Source organism: Ectobacillus soli (genome assembly GCF_042610425.1).
In the GTDB taxonomy this organism is placed as follows: domain Bacteria; phylum Bacillota; class Bacilli; order Bacillales; family Bacillaceae_G; genus Ectobacillus.
Genome location: NZ_JBGJZM010000001.1, coordinates 1980014 through 1997978, shown reverse-complemented (window position 1 = coordinate 1997978; position 17965 = coordinate 1980014). Strand labels below are relative to the sequence as shown.

Below are 17965 nucleotides of genomic sequence, written 5' to 3'. Positions count from 1 at the left end.
GAAGTGGATAGGATGCGATTTACGCGGTTGAAGTAGGCCAATTAGAATTTGAACATCGATTATAATTATTAAAACAGTAGTAACAAAGCGTAGTTTCTATTAAGGAAAAGTCCAAAGAAGCGGGTGCACTGTACACAAGAATTTATACAGTCACCGAGTATCCGAGTATATAGACAATTAATTGGATGGATCAGGATAAAATCCTTCGCACAATTAACGCTTTATATACTAGCAATGACTTTAAAGGGATTCTTGCAGAAATTTCCTCGGCTGTTACAAGAATTGTTCAAGAAGAGGCATAAGATGCTCGTTAATAAAAAATATTTATTAGGAACAAGAACGCCCACACAAAAGTAGGCGTTCTAAAAGAAAATAAGTCTGTCATTAACCCATTTATATATTATCGAAGTAGTAACGATTATAACCTAGGGTATATAGATAACTTTGGTTCATATGACTCACTAAATCGATACAACTGCGCAGGTCTAGCTGAATATTGGTTAGACTTTTTTGGTGTGCCATCAGAATTCTTAACTTCCTCTAACATACGGTCTCTTGTCTTTGTTTTTACGATGTCTCGGGTGAAATTTGAAGTAGACATCAATAAATTAGGAGCGATAGTTGAAATGACTTGGTGCAATTCTGCGATTGTAAATTCCTCCGATAGTAATGTTTTTGCAATGGTCGTCGTCAATATCATGCTTTGTATATGTTTTAATGAATCATGAATAATGTCCGCGTGATCAAATGCAAGCTCCGTTTCGTTGACCGTTACCGTTTCGTCCTCAGATTCGAATCTAAGGGTATTATCTTTCGTAAGTTGTAAACGAAATAGCTTTACTTCACCCGCATCACCGCCGGCACGAAGCGTTTGCAAATATTTCTCGTTCACTAAAGCAACATAAGCAACTGTAGGCGTGTAGCCACGAGGGTCTCTATCGGGTCTATAATAAGCCTTCATTTGTTCGATATATACCCCGGAATTGGATTGATCCAATTCTCCCGTCACCACAGCATCCAAATTTGTCTCTTCTTTTAATTCCCGTTTGGCGGCCTTTTCAAGTGATTCACTTTCAACCTTGGTGTAGCCTCCAGGTAATGCCCATTGTTGATAAAAAGGGTCATTCAGACGTTTTACCAGTAGGATTTCCAGAAACCGTTTGGGAAGGGAACGGAGGGAGCGTTTATCGATGATTTCATTTTCATCGACTTCACGTTTTTCCGTTGTTACCGTGAAAATACATATATCTACAGGTAGTCCCAGCAGTAGGGGAAATCCATCCTTACTAAAATGTTCTTCTCTCTCCATATTCAACATCCTTACATCTAAACTTGTTTAAATTTACTGTAACAGAACACTTCACTATTAGCAATCGAAATGAAATAATTAAAGTGATATATTCAAAATGAATATTACATATTGACAATTGATAATTGTTGGAATATATTTGAGTTACCAAAAAGATGAAATTCAACTTGCAATGAAACATATATCTCTTTAAATGTAAGGGAAAAGGAGGAGGAAGAGCCTGATGATGATTGAATTTGACAAGCTGAAGCAAAATTTTATTGCCAAAAAGGTAAAGGATTGTTTGCGTGAATATCCAGATTACTATGAATACTGTGTCATCCAGGAATATGAAAATGAATATTCTGAGTTTCAAATCCATGCAATTCAACTTGCTGATGTTTTTGTTTGTCTGCTTGAAATGCAGGGAAAGCTTACGTTTGTATCGATTCAGTTTCCAAGAACGGAATTCCATTTATCTATGGTTTATTCATGGCTGTATGATAAGGCAATCTATGTTTCAGAGAGAAAATCTACCTGTGGAATCATTTCAAATGGCTTTCAATTGATTCAAAAAGTTCTTTTCAAAGGTCATTCCATCATCTTGTATGAAAAGGGCAATAAAAATCTTTCATTTGATATGGAGGGTTGTGTGGAAGTGAGCCAGGTTTACGATAGCTATCATCAAATTACAACCACTACAAGTGATGCTGTCGAAGTTTTCCCAGAGGAACCGAGTAAAGTTCCTATTTTTCTCAATGGGGAAAGGATTGTGAGTGTGCCAAGAATTGATTTTAACATGGGAGAAGACTTGATCGTTTCAAATGGTCACATTATGGTGGCTGATTATATCGAGGATTATTGCGGGACTATTGGATTTTTCCAACAAGAGAACCCACACTTGCCAATCTCCTTTCCTTTAGATGAGCAAAATCCCATCTATATTGACGTCATCATGAGGGATGATGGGTCTAAGGTCTATGTTTTTGAACAGAAGTACACCATTCAATATGAGGAACTGTAATCGAGTTTAACATAACATTCAAATATAATAATGGATTTTGATAAGGAGGAAATAAGAATGATAGATTACTTTGACCGTATTTCTGGGGGTTTCTGGGGACTTTTAATAGGTGATGCCCTAGGTGTACCATATGAATTTCATAGTTCGGACAGCCTTCCCCCATTGAATCAAATTGAAATGAAGGTACCGAATGGTTTTGAAAGGACTTACAAAGGTGTACCAGAAGGAACATGGTCTGATGATGGAGCACAAGCTCTGTGTTTATTGGATTCACTTTTGGAAGAAAATAGCCTTAACTTAAATCATTTTGCACGGAAGCTTATCTCTTGGTATAAAAGTGGAAAATGGACCGTGGATAATATTGTGTTTGATGTTGGAAAGCAGACTGCTGCAGCACTTGAAGCATTTCTGAGTGGCATGCCGCCTGAACGTGCTGGTTTTGTGCGTCCTGAGGGGAAGGGGAACGGATCATTGATGCGTGTATTACCTCTTGCCTTGTGGCATACCGGAAATACAAAACAATTGGTTGAAAGTGCGCATACGCAATCCTTGGTTACGCACGGTCACATCACCAATCAGGTATGCTGTGCTTTGTATTGTTTGTGGGCTCGCGGATTACTTCAGGGACATGATCAGGACGAAGCTTATAAAGCTGCCGTACAGTCGTTACGTACGATCTATGGGAATTCAAACTATAGGGAGGAATTAGAGACAGTATTGCGACCTGATGACAATCCCGTTACGGACGGAAGTGGTTACGTCGTATCTACTTTTAACTGCGCGCGATTAGCGTTAAAGGAGAAAAGCTTCGAGAGCGCTGTGAAAGTTGCCATCTCTTACGGGGGTGATACGGATACAAATGCTGCTGTCGTAGGAGGACTTGCAGGGATCGTATTTGGTTTTGCTGCTATTCCAGAAAGATGGAGAAAGAGTCTACGCGGTTACAACATGGCGGAAACACTTCTTGATAAGCTAATGCGCAGCATTGAATCTAACTTGAATCATAATTGGGGTGACAGACAAATTCCTTCCAGTGAATTAACTCCACTGGACATACCGCAACTCCAATATGTTTTACAAATTGAAGGAAGTCCGCGGAATAAAAGTGATTTCACCGTATGGAATCAGATATGGAAATTTGCTTTAACTTTTAACGGATACGAATACTTAGGGGATCAATGTCATGATTTCTCAAGTAAAGCTTTTCATTATTATCGTCAATTTGATATGTTACGGAAAGACTTATCTTTAGATGATCTTCGTATCCTATTGTTTATGCAGCAACGTGGATGGCGTTGGAGGGATGGTGATATAGACGAGAGTCAAAAGATGTTTGTTGACCAGCTGCTACGAGAAATATATCAACGTCTTCGTAACGGAGAAAAAGATGTTGTTCATGGTGAAGAATTCTGGAGAGAAAAGCTTTTTGAGATGATATCATTTTCAAAAGAAGACAAAGCATATTATCGACCTTTCGTATGTAATGGAAGAATTGATGAAATTGACATTTTTTTAGTGGGCATTAATCCAGCTACACCTATTTATCCGAATGATATTGATTTCCATGAGTACGTTGAACTTCTTTTGCATAACGATAAATTTCTTGAATATTACTCGAAACTTCGATTACTTCAAGGAAAAACGGAGATGTCTAGAACGCGTATCGGGATGAATTCCATGATCGATTTACTAAAGCAGCACACAAATGTTTCCATAGCAGAGACAAATGTGATCTCCTATCCAACGAAATCTGTCAAAGAATTGAAACAAGAACCAAAAGAAGTGATTAATTATGGAAAAAATATATTTTATCAACTTTTAAGTTTGATCCAACCGAAAATATTAATTTTTCATAGTAAGGAAGCGTTGAAAATCGCACTAGAAATTATGTCGGAGCGGGAGTTATTACAGATGGAACCTAGAATGATTCAGCAAACGGATATAAAAGAACTGGAATTAAAAGCGCCTTTATTAGAATTTACCTATAAAAGCGGGAAAAAAGGATACATTTTTGCTTGTCGCCATCTTATGTATTACGGAAAAAAAGGAGATTCATTTCAGGTGTTTACGGAAAATGTGATTCATATGATGGAAAGTTGAATAGTGAAATATAAAAGTAGAAAAAAGATAGACAGCTTCTCTAAGGTTTGAGTTCGTATTATACTGAACTCAAACCTTGTAGATAGCTTCTCCTTCTAGCTTTAATACCCAACTTCTACCTATGCGATAACAATATACATCATATCATTTTATCTCCCTTTTCCTTAAGGAGAATCCCGCTTGTTGTCATCATTCCGCCGTCCATAACTTCCGCCGTTACAATTCTAAATGGTAATGTTTTTTTGCTGATACCATGCCTTTAATGCATCAATGAACTCATAAAAATGCATCTCAAATCGTTCGGCACATTCCTACGGATTTCTAATAGAGCTGGCTATTCACTCGTAGAGAGTCTAAATCAAATATTAAAGTCTATCTTCCAAAATTATAATTGAGAAAATTTTAGCCATAATAATAAGGTGGAGACAATGCCTATTTTTTTATGGAAAAGAAACACCAAGGAAAAGGTAATCCTTACTGTTAAGTCAAAACTTAAAAAGGAGATGAGTGAGATGGCTAGTGACAAAAAAAAGGACTATCATACAAACGCCCCCAAAAAACAGCAAGTTACGATAAACACTGGTGATACATTCCCAAACCTGAAAAATATTCCAGGTGATTCAGTTGATGAGCATAGGGCCTTAGAGGAGGCTAATGTTATTATCGCTCAGGATGAAATCCGTCAACAAAATGAAAATCTTTAATGTTATGGAAGGAATCAATCGAAATACTTTCTGAATCAAGCGTTGTAAACTGGTGTATTCCACGGTCTTCAAAACCGCTTGTGACCAGCGTGCCTAGTCAGGTGGGTTCGATTCCCACGCAGTCCCGCCATAAACCTTGATGTAACAACGTTTATCGACTGTTAAGAAAAAATTGGTAAATGTTATGTTCATAATATAGACTGTGTTAGTAAGTAAAAAAAGACCGTTCGACCTCCTTGCTACGTGGATTTCTCCGTATAACAAGGAGGTTTTTAATTTGGCTTATCAAAACAAACGAAAAGGACGTAAAGCCATCTCGAAAAGAGCTTTCTATGAAGATAAGTTAGAAACGTCAAATAAGGAGAGTTAAGAAACACTTGATGAACTGTTTGTTAGTCCTGATTTTGTTATTTGAGAAGGTTAAGGTTACGCAACTTGACACGAATATAGTAGAATTTTCTAAATGATAGATAAAGGAGATAAGAATATGGTTAGATTTGGCATCATCGGGACAAGCCGAATTACAGAGTCATTTTTGCAAGCAGCCAGTCAATTAGAAGATTTTTCTTTGTCTGCCGTGTACTCTAGAACAAGTGAGCGGGCAGCGGAATTTTCCGCAAAGTATGGAGTGATGTCTATATTTACTGATTTAGAAGGTATGGCAAAAAGTACAGAAATTGATGCGGTGTATATCGCTAGCCCTAATTCCTTTCATGCAGAGCAGGCTATTCTTTTCATGAATCATGGCAAGCATATTTTATGTGAGAAACCGATTGCATCCAATGCTTCTGAAGTAAGAGATATGATTCAAGCTGCAAGGGATAATGACGTGCTGCTTATGGAGGCTTTAAAATCTACATTTGTTCCGAACTTTAAAAGTGTGCAGCAGCATGTAAATAAAATCGGCAAGGTTCGCAGGTATATGGCGAGCTATTGCCAATATTCTTCCCGTTATGATGCGTATAAGGAAGGCGTTGTATTGAATGCTTTCAATCCAGCGTTATCGAACGGTGCTTTGATGGATATTGGCATTTACTGTATCTATCCGCTTGTTGTATTATTCGGTAAGCCGCTTGAGGTCAAGGCAAATGGACTGCTTTTGGAATCGGGTGTGGATGGGGACGGCAGCATTTTGCTGAAATATGCAGAGATGGAAGCGGTAATCATGTATTCTAAAATTACTAATTCTACCATTCCTTTTGAAATACAAGGGGAAGAAGGGAATATAAGAGCAGATAAGATCAATACACCGGAGCAAGTAGAAATTTATTATCGAAATGGAACCGTAGAAAATATTACACAGCCGCAAAGAAGTGCGCCGATGTTTTATGAGATAAAGGAATTTAATGAATTAATTCAAGCAGGGAAGCGGGAATCCTCCATAAATTCTTATGCAAATTCGCTAACCGTCATGGAGATTATAGATGAAGCGCGAAAGCAAATTGGAGTTGTGTTCCCAAGCGATAAGAAGAAATAGTCACTGCTATACCTTAGAAGGTAGAGAATTCTACATGCATACATAAGCTATTTTTGTCAGGAATGAAGAAAGTTTCTTAAAATCCCCAAAAATCAGATTTGGGGGTTCGTTACTAATTATCGTTGAATTTTCAATGAAACCTGTATAAGAGCAGATGGATCCCGCCTCTTTAGTTTAAGAGACGAGATTTTTTAGTTAATCCCGTTTAACTACAAATTTTAATACCTATAGTTGATATTTCATTCACTCGTCTAGTGTGACGGATTCGGATCAATTGGAGATGCTAGAAAGAACTTTTATTTTCACATGAGGAGATATCGTATGAAAACAGAAAAGGAAAAGATGTTAGCCGGGGAGCTGTATGATTCTACTGACCCTGAATTGGCAAGTGACCGTATAGAAGCAAGGCGCAAAACAAGACGATACAATCAAACTTTAGAGATTGAAGTGGAAAAACGTGAAGAACTATTAAAAGAGCTTTTTGGTTCAACGGGTAAGTCTCTATACATAGAGCCAAATTTCCGATGTGATTATGGTTACAATATTCACGTGGGAGAAAACTTTTATGCTAATTTTGATTGTGTGATTTTAGATGTTTGTGAAGTGAGAATCGGAGATAATTGTTTTTTGGCCCCAGGTGTACATATCTATACAGCAACACATCCACTTAATCCATTCGAGCGTAATTCTGGTCTAGAATATGCGAAACCGATTACGATTGGTAACAATGTTTGGATTGGTGGCAGAGCGGTAATAAATCCTGGAATCCATATTGGAAACAATGTAGTTGTTGCGTCAGGTGCAGTAGTGACTAAAGATGTACCTGATAATGTAGTGGTAGGGGGCAATCCCGCAAAAATCATTAAACAAATTGAAATATAAAGGGAAGCTTTCCTAAGAGGGGGGCTTCCTTTCATACTTAACGATATCTGCTTTGTTTTAAGTCTTTATTACAATCGTATATCGCAATCCTTTTTTGCCCAATCCTTAATAAAACGAATTATTTTCATAATGGACGGAGTTTGTGTATGCTTCAGAATGCCAATTTGTCTATATACAGGACGATTTAATGGTTTAATCGTTATGTTGGAACTATGTCTACACGTTTGAGCAGTTTCTTGGCGTGCTGGTCATTGTCGATGGCATTTTAGTATTTTAAATTAGGTGGTAGCAATAAAAGTAGAGAGTCGTCCAAGATGACATAGAATGACTTACAACGTACAATTGCTATAAAAAGAAAAAATGGAGAGGTCATTTTGAAAAAGTATCAAACGTTATTTTTCGATGTAGATGATACATTACTTGATTTTCGTGCAGCAGAAAATTTAGCATTACACCTCCTGTTCGAGGAACAAAACATCCCCTTAACCACTGAAATCGAATCACATTATAAAAAGATAAATCAAGGTCTTTGGAGATCCTTTGAAGAAGGAAAAATAAATCGTGAAGAGGTATTGAATACGCGTTTTTCTATTTTATTTCATGAATACGGGCAAGAGATTGATGGCGTTTTATTGGAAAAAAAGTATCGGAGCTATCTAGAAGAAGGGCATCATCTTGTTGAGGGTGCATTGGAATTAATCACAAATCTACAGCATGATTATGATTTATATATTGTGACGAACGGTGTTTCTAAGACGCAGGAAAAACGGTTACGTAAGTCAGGACTATATCCGCTATTTAAAAATATTTTTGTTTCTGAGGCTACAGGTTATCAGAAGCCAATGAAGGAATATTTTGATTATGTTTTTGCACGAATTCCTCATTTTTTCATGGAACAGGGGTTAATTATAGGGGACTCCTTAAGCTCTGATATGAAAGGCGGGCAAATCGCAGGCATAGACACATGCTGGTTTAACCCTGGAATAAAGGCCAATGATACGAAAATTCGTCCATCCTATCAAATCCAAAGGTTAGATGAGCTGTATCGGGTTTTGGAATAGGGAAAATTTATGAATACGACGAATCATTTTTCATAGGCCGTCAGGTGGAATATGTTCAGGTGATATAGAGTTCAAAAACGCCTACAAAATGTAGGCGTTTTTAAAACTAATTATTTTTGGTCGTATCAGGCACAAGATCATCCGCAAACTCTGTCATTCCAGCTGCAACATTTGGCATTTGATTCGCTACTCGATTTCTCATTCTATTCATTGTATATCGAAGAGGACGAAACATATTTCTGTCTCGATTTCTTCCGAGTCCCCATGCGGCTGCACTTACTCCTACCCCAAGTAAAGACGCCCAAATCCATCCTTTACCGCTATTTCTTCTTTTACCTAGCATATTTACCACGTTCTTCATAATTGCAGGCATCCAAGTATTCATTTTCCAGCACCCCTCTTTAGAAAAATTTGAAATCACCTTGCACTATTTAATATTTGCGTTTTTGGAGGTGAACATGCTGGCAATGTTTTGATATGAATATAATCGAAATTTGCCCCACAGTAAACGTTGATAAATTTGCTTATTGATGGGCAACTTAAATAACACGGCGGAAAATTTTATTAACAAGGATACTTGTCATGGTGCCAATAAAGGCACTTCCAAGAATATCGAATGGATAATGATGACCAATCCAAATACGTGAGAAACCCGTCAACATTGATAAAGTCCACATAATTAAACCAAGAGTACGTTTATATAGAAGGATCGAAGTCGATACAGCAAATGCAAGTATTGTATGTTTACTTGGAAAGGAAGAATCTGTTTTGGATGGAATGAGTATGCCCACTCGACGTTTCACAAAAGGACGTGGTGTAAAATAAAACAATTTAATCAACGTGTTTAGAAATAAAGCCACCCCCGCGGAAATCACCGCAAGGAAAGAAATTCTTTTACTAAAATCATTTCGAAACCACATAAAAATCAAAACAAACAAAAACACATACCGCAATTTATTGGAAATGAAGATCATTAGCAAATCAATTGGAGAATAATGTCCAGAAAGCCGATTGATGGATTTGAAAATTTTGTAGTTCATAAAGAGGATCTCCTTCTTTTCGATACCTATAAAATTCCCTGTTAGAAATAAAAATATGTAAAAGAAGGGGAAAAAATTATCTCTGAATCCCGTTGTTCCCTTGAAAAAATAAACTTGCTACATTCTCTCTGTTTTTTCTTTACTTTATCCTTATCTTCTTGATAGAATGATATTCCATCTAAAAGTTCGGTTATCTACTTATGTAGGGAGGTTAAGAAAAATGGAAACACAAGCATATGAAGAAGAGCTTCAGAAACTAAATACAAATATAGACGAAATTGACCGGCAATTAGCAAAACTTGAAGGAATTCCTGTATATTCAGGGAGTGTTTTTTCAGAGCGAGTATTAGAAGGCATACGAGAAACCAATCGAAGAAACCTTCGCGTAGCGATAAATGAGCCGTACTTTGGTAGAATGGACTTTCAAGAAGAAGGCCAGGAATCTATGCCGATTTATATTGGAAAAATAGGTGTATCTGATCAAGTGACAGAGCAACCGATCGTGATTGATTGGCGTGCTCCTGTTGCCAGTATGTTTTACTCATTCACAGGAGGAGACGATCCTGCTTATTACGAATCTCCTGAAGGTATCATTGAAGGCTTAATATATCTCAAACGAAATATCGTAATTCGCAAGAAAATTCTCCAACGTGTTGTAGATACTTTTGTAAAAGGCAGCCAAAATGTATCTGTCACTGATGATTTTCTAATATATCGTTTAAACGAAAATAAAGATAATCGCTTAAAGGATATCGTTTCATCCATTCAATCCGAACAAAATGATATTATTCGAGCATCCAAAAATACCCCATTAATCATTCAAGGGGTTGCCGGAAGCGGAAAAACAACCGTTGCTCTGCATCGTCTTGCATATTTGATTTATCAATACCGTGAAACTATACAAGCTGAAAAAATGATTATCTTTGCACCAAACAATATGTTCCTTGATTATATTTCAAACGTACTTCCTGAGCTGGGAGTAGGCGGCATTCAGCAAACAACTTTTACAGATTGGGCTTTAGATATACTTGGCGGCGAGGTAACCGTTAAGGATTCATCAGAGAACCTAGAAAAATGGTTCACTCCTAGTTTCAATCGCTCAGAAATGAATAAGAATAGTCCAGGTAAATGGAAGGGCTCAACTCATTTTATGGATTACATTGAAACATACATAGAAAGCTATGAAACATCGGCCGTTCCAAATAAAGATTTTGAACCATGGGACAATATACGGTTAGAAAAAGAAACGCTTCATCATTGGTTTACCTTCGAATATAAGCTTTATCCATTAGCTAAACGAAGAGAACGCATCGTGGCACGGATAAAAAAATGGATTGATGACAAGCTGAAGAATATAGGAACAACTAGCATAAAAAAAGACAGAAAGAAAAAAGCAACACAATATCTAACTTCCTATATGAAGCAATGGCCAAAGCATACTGCTCTTTCCTTCTATAAATCACTATTTATGAAATCATCATTTGTAGACAGCATCCCGGCAGACATTATAAAGGCTACGGCAGCGAATTGTAGAAAGAAAGAGATGGATCTAGAGGATTTACCTCCGCTTGTCTATATTCATAACCGTCTGTACGGCATCGAATCACAGCACAAATATCATCACGTAATCGTAGATGAAGCACAGGATTTTTCACCGTTTCAAATCGCATTATTAAAGCAGATGACACAAGGAAATTCCTTCACCATATTAGGGGACTTATCGCAAGCCATTCACGAGTATCAAGGTATTCAAAACTGGGATGAATTTTTAGAGATTTTCAATCTAAATGAAGTAAGATATTTTGAATTAAACAGGAGCTATCGTTCTACAATGGAAATCATTTACTTTGCTAATGAAATTATTGCGAAAGCAAATATTCCTGTAAGCTTAGCTAATCCTGTTTTTCGAAGCGGGGAAAAGGTAAAAATGGTAGAAGTCGAAGATACGAACCGCATTGCTACTATCATCAAAACCATCGAACAACTGCAACAAAATAAAATGGATACCATTGCGATTATCGGCCGCACAGAAGATGAATGTGTACTTCTCCATAGTGCCCTGTTAGAAGCAGGACTATCTGCAAACTTTATTCATGCAAAGCAGAGCAAATACGAAGGAGGCATCTCAGTCGTTCCAGTTTACCTAGCGAAAGGACTTGAATTTGACTCAGTACTGCTTGTCGATGTAGATGAAAAGCATTACGAAGACACCAAGCAGAATGCAAAGCTGTTATACGTTGGCTGCACTCGTGCACTTCACGAGCTATGGGTATTGTATTCTGGAAAAAAATCTCCACTCATTGAGAACATAGATATGTAAGTGTCAAATAATCCCTGACTAAAAGAATTGATTCCTTATGGTGACTGTAGAATAAGATTATGAATAGCAATCCATACTAGTATGGATAAAGGTATACATTTAATCATCTATTGAGAATGAATAGAAGGTGCTAATTCAAATGAATATAGATGAATTCTATCAATTAGACTTTTGGGAAATAATCCTTAGATCAACGATTTCATTTATTGTATTACTTGTACTAGCTCGTCTTCTCGGAAAAAAGCAGCTTAGCCAACTTACATTTTTTAACTACATTACAGGTATTACGATTGGCAGCATAGCTGCAAATATTGCGGGAGAGAATGAAACTTCATTCCTGAATGGACTTACCTCTATTATTTGGTGGTCTTTTCTTACATTTGTTATGGAGTATATTGGAATTAAATCAAGCAAAGCAAGAATTATATTGGATGATGAACCCACGATTGTTATGAAAGAAGGAAAGATTTTAGAAAAGGCTTTAAAATCAGTTCGATTAAACATAGACGATTTCAGTATGATGTTAAGAGAACAAGGGGTTTTTTCTTCAAAGGATGTTTCCTATGCTGTTTTAGAACCTGACGGAAAGTTAAGTATATTAAAAAAGGTGGAAAATCAGTTAGTAACAAAAAAGGATTTACAAGTCCCAACAACTATACCGAAGTATTTACCTACTGAGATCATTTCTGATGGGGAAATTGTACATAAGAACCTTAAAGAGCTAGATGTAACGAAAGAATGGGTATTACAACAATTAAAAAAGCAAGGCATTCATTCAATAGAAGAAGTTTTCTATGCTGAAATTCAAACTGACGGATCTTTATATATAGATCTGAAAAGGGATAAGATAAAAACGACATGACTTCTTATCTACTTTGTAAAAGAATTAATTTTTTGGCTGCTTTTCTACTTAAGTTATTGTTCTTTTATGTAGAATCTCCTTTTGACGAGAGAGTTCCATTTATTCTATGGAAGATATGCTGACAACTTGCACAGTTATACATATTTTTTATTCTATAATTATATTAGAAAATTCAGAAAAATAAATGTGTGAGTTGCATATTTCATTCTCAATTCTAAAGGAGCTGTAGCGATGCTTGATCAAATGATTGTTAAGGTAATGGCAGATAGTGCGCCAACGCCAATTGGGCCCTTCTCACATGCAGTAAAGGTAGGGAATCTTGTATTTATCACCGGGCAAATGCCTACCAATCCGAAAACAAATGAAATGATTCTCGGTACATTTGCCGAGCAAACAAGGCTTGTTATGGAAAACTTGAAAATTATTCTGGATGAAGTAGGAAGCGGCTTCGAACATGTCATTCAGTCGCGCGTCTTTATAACGAATATGGGGCATTTTGAAGAAGTAAATACAGTATATCGGAGTTTCTATAATAGAGATTTGCCAGCAAGAACGTGTATTGGTGTAACAGGGTTAGCTGGCGGCGCAGATGTGGAAATTGATTTGATTGCTTGGATACCGAATTCATGATTGCCGTATCAAACAAAAACTAGGTAGAAAGACATTTTAAGGGTGTATGGACTGCTACTGCTTCAAAGAAAGTTTGAATTTATAATGTATAAAAAATGGTCAGAAATCTTAATTCGATTTCTGACCATTTTTTTATACATTAGGGTATGTTCCTGCTTTAATTCTACTAAATGGTCTCAATTAACAGTCTGGTTATTGAATAAGGATATTCATATTTCTAAAAAAAATAGTATTTAAATGCGTAAACAATTTTTGCCGGCTGACTTGCTTCATATCATTTTGGTTCCTATTTGCATAGGTTTACATATTCTTAATTTCAGAAAAACATATGATTTACACCAGATTAAAAGTTCATGTTTACAATCAAAGTGAACAAAAAAATGCAAAATACGAAAAGGAATTTGCAAAAATGAACATTGTTTGCGTGAAAGGAGACAGATGTTGTTAGCAATCGAGAGAAGAATGCTAATCATTGATTATGTAAGACAGAATCGTACGGCGACAATCTCTGCACTTGCAAAGAAATTTAATGTACACGAAGCAACGATCAGACGGGATCTTGCAGAAATAGAACAGAATGGCACGCTGAAAAGAACCCACGGCGGTGTGATTATGGAGAAGTGGACTTATGATGAGCCCCCTTTTGTGGAAAGAACCACACTAAACTTGGATCAAAAAATGAGAATTGGTAAAAAGGCTGCCAGTCTAGTGGAGGATGGGGAAAGCATCATTATCGACTCAGGGACGACTACTTTGCATATCGCGAGAAACCTAATTCACCGATCTGATATTACGGTAGTGACGAACGATATGAATGTTGCAGCAGAATTGCGGGATGCACCTCGAATTAAAGTGATCTTGACCGGTGGCGAACTGTATCCATCCAGTTATTTTCTGAACGGCATGTTCACGGATCATGCTCTGAGATCGCTGCATGTCGAAAAATCGTTTATGGGAATGACTGCATTGCATCCCCAATACGGTTTAATGCATCCGGATGCACAAGTGGTACCGGCTAAGCAAGAAATGATCCGTGCAGCTGGGGAAATTATTGTGGTTGCAGACGACAGCAAAATTGGAAAGCTTTCCTTACATACGGTGGCTCCAAATAGTGCCATCCATACGCTGATTACGGGAAAGGAAGCGTCAGAATATGACCTTCAGCCTTTTCGTGACTGCGGCATCAAAATCTACACGGTTTAAAAACCTAGTCACATTAAAGGTGGTGATGGCAAAGAGAAGATAAGCGTAAGGGAGACCAAAATATTCATAGTAAAAAGCAATACGGTATGGTCCAAAATGGTTAAACGGAGAAAAGTCGTTTTAACAGCATGCATTGCAGCAAAACTTGCGGGTTGTGGAAATGAGACAACGAACTAATGGTGAAAACATCCAATGATACATTAAGACATCAGATATTAAGTAAACGTTATTATTCTCTTTAAGTGTCACCATGTAATTATTCCAAAATAATCATTTTATAGGAGTGTAATCATGTTAAAAAAGTATTTTAAATTAGTAGTAGGATTAGTTGCTCTAACATTAGTTTTGACTGCATGTAATACATCTCAAACTAGCAACTCTGCTAAGAAGAGCCCAACCGTTATTGAGTATTGGTATCCAAACGCAGAAACACAAGGCGGAAAAACCGTTACGGAATTGATTAACAAGTTTAACGCATCCCAAGATAAAATTGTTGTTAAAGGCGTATATAACCAAGGTATGTATCAAGGTTTAATGAAAAACTTGCAATCTTCAGCTGCTGCAGGGAAGTCTCCAGCTTTGGTGCAAATTGGTTGGTCGTATAGAGAATACTTTTCTAATAATTTTAAATATGTAGAGCCTCAAACAATAATCAATAAATCCTATCCGAACGATAAAAACTTTTTAAAAGAAAAATACGCTACTAATATTTTAAATTTAGCGGTTAACAACAAAGGAGCTCAAGTAGGGCTACCTTATTCCCTAAGTGTTCCCGTTCTGTATTTAAACATGGATATTTTAAATAAAGCAGGTATCAATCCAGATGATTTGAAAACATGGGAAGCTGTTGCAAAGGCTTCAGAAAAAATAACGCAAGTTACTGGCAAAAAAGGTCTATACATTGCTGAAGCAGCAGATACTTGGAACGTTCAACAAATGATGGAAAGTAACGGTGCAAAAACTCTTACTAACGGTAAAGCATCATTTGATAGTAATGAGGGAATTGCAACATACAAATTTTATCAAGATTTAGTTAAAGGCGGCAGTGCCTTACACATTGGTGTTGACCAAGGTCAACAGGCATTTGTTTCTGGAGATGTAGGTATGGCTCACTTGACGATTGCACAAAGAAAAAATGTTACCCAAAATGCAAAATTTAAAGCAATTGCCGTTCCATCCCCAACATTTGAAGGAAAGACATTAAAAGTACCAGCAGGTGGTTCTTTCTTGGCAATTACAGCTGATAAAGAAGAAGAACAAAAAGCAGCTTGGGAATTTGAAAAATTCTTATACGAATCTGATAGTGTAGCTGCTTGGACACAAGGAACAGGATATCTTCCTGAAACAACAGATGCTACAAATAATAAAGACCTTGCAGCCTTAATTAAAGATGATAATATGTTTGGCGCAGCCTATTCAACTATAAGCAATCTTATTCCTTGGGCACCGTTCCCTGGAAATTCAGGTCTTCAAGCAGAGCAAATGCTTATTGATATGAGAGATCGTATTTTAGGCGGCGGAGATGTAAGTACGGAAATGAAGAAAACGCAAGATTCAATCAATGGATTAATCAAATAGGTTCTTGAATGGTAATAGGAAAATAGGTTACATACAGCTAATCTATTTTCCTATTTTAAAAATGTTAAGCATAATGCTGGAGGATAATATGTTAGTTAATTTTAAGAAGATACAATGGAAAACAATCTTGCTGTTATCACCTGCAATCGTGATTCTTAGCCTATTTGTACTTTGGCCGACTCTCTATACACTGTACTTAAGTTTCTTTGATTGGAATATGATAGCACCTACGAAGACCTTTGTTGGATTAGCCAATTATACTAGTGTTTTAACGGACCCCATTACCTATAAAATCTTGTTGAATACGTTTTGGTATATTGTTATTTTGTTACTTTTAAATTTTGTTGTTCCTTACATTTTTGCTTTCGTCCTTCATTTATTAATACGAAACTTTAAAAACTTCTTTAAGTCAGCCTACTTCCTTCCATCCTTTATATCGTTAGTGGTTGGATCCATTTTGGCAACTTGGATACTCAATCCTATTTCCGGTCCAGTTGCACGAATAGCGCAATCTATGGGTTTATCCATACCAAACTGGAGCCAAACGCAGGGGTTAGTAATTGTCGTAATTAGCTTCGTTGTGACTTGGAAAGTATTTGGATATAATTTCATAACCTTATATGCAGCAATTTCAGGTATTTCTAATGAAGTAATCGAAGCAGCAAAGCTTGATAATATTCCAAGCTGGAGAATTTTAAAAGATATTGTCATGCCAATGAGCGGTTCAACAGGTGTGTATATCCTCATTATGACAATCGTGACTGGCTTACAGTATGTGTATTCACCAGTCAGAGTAATGACTCAGGGGGGACCTGATTACGGAAGTTCAAACTTAATTTATCAGTCGTATCATCAGGCATTTGAAGTATATAGCACTGGGACTTCTGCAGCATTTTCCATGCTGACATTATGTTTGTTTGTACTGCTGCTGTTTCTAGAGTTTTGGTTTGTAGAAAGAGGGGTCCACTATGAAAATTGAGAATAGATTACCTTCCGTTATTTGGACAGGGATATTTGTAGTGGTCGTTATGATCTGGCTTATCCCCATTTTATTTGCATTGGGAACTTCGTTTCGCACTTTACAGGATGTATATAATAATGTGCTGGCTATATTTCCTTCTTCACCAACATTTGAAAACTACAGTCAATTATATCAGCAATTACCGTTATTCCAAATTATCTTGAATAACTTTACGATTGCGTCAACGGTAACGATTTTAAAATTAGTAACATCATTTTTAGCAGCCTATGCCTTTGTTTACTTTAGTTTTATAGGAAAGAAACCCCTGTATTTTTTATTAATTGCTACGATTTTTATTCCATTTACGGTAACGATGGTTCCTAACTATATCATGCTCTCAAAAGTTGGGTTAACGGATCATCTCTTAGGTGTGATTTTACCTCAAATTGCGGATGCGGCGGGTATATTTTTATTCACTCAAGTGATGAGATCCATTCCCTATTCGTTAATCGAATCTGCAATGCTTGATGAGATTGGTCATTATAGAATTATGAAAGATATTGTGTCACCACTCATAAGACCACAAATTACGTCAGTCGGAATTTGGTTTTTCGTGAATTCTTGGAATGAATTTGTTTGGTCATCATTGATTTTAAAATCAAAAGAAAGTTATACTTTACCGCTAGCACTACAGATGTTTATTAGCTCTGAAGGTGGTACGAATTTTGCGGTAGCCATGGCTGTGTCAGTGATTACCATGTCAATTCCACTATTACTTTATCTGATTTTCCAAAAATATATTATTGGAACATTTACTTCATCGGGAATTAAATAG

The 17965-nt window shown here is 36.7% G+C and carries 16 protein-coding genes and 1 pseudogene; 13 read left to right on the top strand and 4 right to left on the bottom strand.

Features of this window, described 5'->3' with window-relative positions; genetic code table 11:
• Positions 1–418: 418 nt before the first annotated feature.
• A complete protein-coding gene (locus ACAN53_RS10235) occupies positions 419–1309 on the bottom strand; it encodes an NUDIX hydrolase (protein ID WP_379969602.1) in 891 nt (296 codons plus the stop codon).
• 223 nt (positions 1310–1532) lie between these two features.
• On the opposite strand from ACAN53_RS10235, the gene ACAN53_RS10230 reads away from it, so the two are divergent.
• Complete coding sequence (locus ACAN53_RS10230; RefSeq protein WP_379969600.1) at positions 1533–2312, top strand: hypothetical protein; 780 nt, start codon at positions 1533–1535, stop codon at positions 2310–2312.
• A 57-nt stretch (positions 2313–2369) separates the two neighbouring features.
• Entirely contained in the window at positions 2370–4412 is a 2043-nt protein-coding gene (locus ACAN53_RS10225) for an ADP-ribosylglycohydrolase family protein (RefSeq protein ID WP_379969598.1), read from the top strand.
• A 119-nt stretch (positions 4413–4531) separates the two neighbouring features.
• Here the strand turns inward: ACAN53_RS10225 and ACAN53_RS10220 are convergent.
• Positions 4532–4647 (bottom strand): annotated as a pseudogene (locus ACAN53_RS10220) (Lin0512 family protein); the annotation flags it as partial.
• 193 nt (positions 4648–4840) lie between these two features.
• On the opposite strand from ACAN53_RS10220, the gene ACAN53_RS10215 reads away from it, so the two are divergent.
• From ACAN53_RS10215 to ACAN53_RS10200, 4 genes are all read left to right on the top strand, one after another.
• Positions 4841–5116 (top strand): hypothetical protein, encoded by a 276-nt coding sequence (locus tag ACAN53_RS10215; protein ID WP_379969596.1) that lies wholly within the window; start codon positions 4841–4843, stop codon positions 5114–5116.
• Between the two features lie 487 nt (positions 5117–5603).
• On the top strand, positions 5604–6593 hold the full coding sequence (locus tag ACAN53_RS10210) for a Gfo/Idh/MocA family protein (RefSeq protein ID WP_379969594.1): 990 nt from the start codon (positions 5604–5606) through the stop codon (positions 6591–6593).
• A gap of 321 nt (positions 6594–6914) precedes the next feature.
• Positions 6915–7475, top strand: coding sequence for a maltose O-acetyltransferase (maa, locus tag ACAN53_RS10205; protein ID WP_379969592.1), 561 nt, complete (start codon positions 6915–6917; stop codon positions 7473–7475).
• Positions 7476–7849: 374 nt separating this feature from the next.
• Positions 7850–8536, top strand: coding sequence for a YjjG family noncanonical pyrimidine nucleotidase (locus ACAN53_RS10200; RefSeq protein WP_379969590.1), 687 nt, complete (start codon positions 7850–7852; stop codon positions 8534–8536).
• Between the two features lie 106 nt (positions 8537–8642).
• Here ACAN53_RS10200 and ACAN53_RS10195 read toward each other — a convergent pair whose 3' ends face one another.
• Positions 8643–8921 carry a hypothetical protein gene (locus ACAN53_RS10195; RefSeq protein ID WP_379969588.1) on the bottom strand — a complete coding sequence of 93 codons (279 nt, stop codon included), beginning with the start codon at positions 8919–8921 and terminating at the stop codon, positions 8643–8645.
• 154 nt (positions 8922–9075) lie between these two features.
• Positions 9076–9576, bottom strand: coding sequence for an undecaprenyl-diphosphatase (locus ACAN53_RS10190; RefSeq protein ID WP_379969586.1), 501 nt, complete (start codon positions 9574–9576; stop codon positions 9076–9078).
• 220 nt (positions 9577–9796) lie between these two features.
• Here ACAN53_RS10190 and ACAN53_RS10185 point away from each other — a divergent pair, with 220 nt between their 5' ends.
• The 7 genes from ACAN53_RS10185 to ACAN53_RS10155 all read left to right on the top strand — a co-directional run bounded on the left by ACAN53_RS10185 (position 9797) and on the right by ACAN53_RS10155 (position 17965).
• Complete coding sequence (locus ACAN53_RS10185) at positions 9797–11896, top strand: HelD family protein (protein WP_379969584.1); 2100 nt, start codon at positions 9797–9799, stop codon at positions 11894–11896.
• A 139-nt stretch (positions 11897–12035) separates the two neighbouring features.
• Positions 12036–12758 (top strand): YetF domain-containing protein, encoded by a 723-nt coding sequence (locus tag ACAN53_RS10180; protein WP_379969582.1) that lies wholly within the window; start codon positions 12036–12038, stop codon positions 12756–12758.
• A 231-nt stretch (positions 12759–12989) separates the two neighbouring features.
• Positions 12990–13388 carry a RidA family protein gene (locus ACAN53_RS10175; RefSeq protein WP_379969580.1) on the top strand — a complete coding sequence of 133 codons (399 nt, stop codon included), beginning with the start codon at positions 12990–12992 and terminating at the stop codon, positions 13386–13388.
• A gap of 441 nt (positions 13389–13829) precedes the next feature.
• On the top strand, positions 13830–14591 hold the full coding sequence (locus ACAN53_RS10170) for a DeoR/GlpR family DNA-binding transcription regulator (protein ID WP_379969578.1): 762 nt from the start codon (positions 13830–13832) through the stop codon (positions 14589–14591).
• Between the two features lie 291 nt (positions 14592–14882).
• Complete coding sequence (locus ACAN53_RS10165; RefSeq protein WP_379969576.1) at positions 14883–16169, top strand: extracellular solute-binding protein; 1287 nt, start codon at positions 14883–14885, stop codon at positions 16167–16169.
• An 88-nt stretch (positions 16170–16257) separates the two neighbouring features.
• Positions 16258–17148, top strand: a complete 891-nt coding sequence (locus tag ACAN53_RS10160) for a carbohydrate ABC transporter permease (protein ID WP_379969574.1) — start codon at positions 16258–16260, stop codon at positions 17146–17148.
• Positions 17138–17965, top strand: a complete 828-nt coding sequence (locus ACAN53_RS10155; RefSeq protein ID WP_379969572.1) for a carbohydrate ABC transporter permease — start codon at positions 17138–17140, stop codon at positions 17963–17965. The genes ACAN53_RS10160 and ACAN53_RS10155 overlap by 11 nt, the downstream gene beginning before the upstream one ends.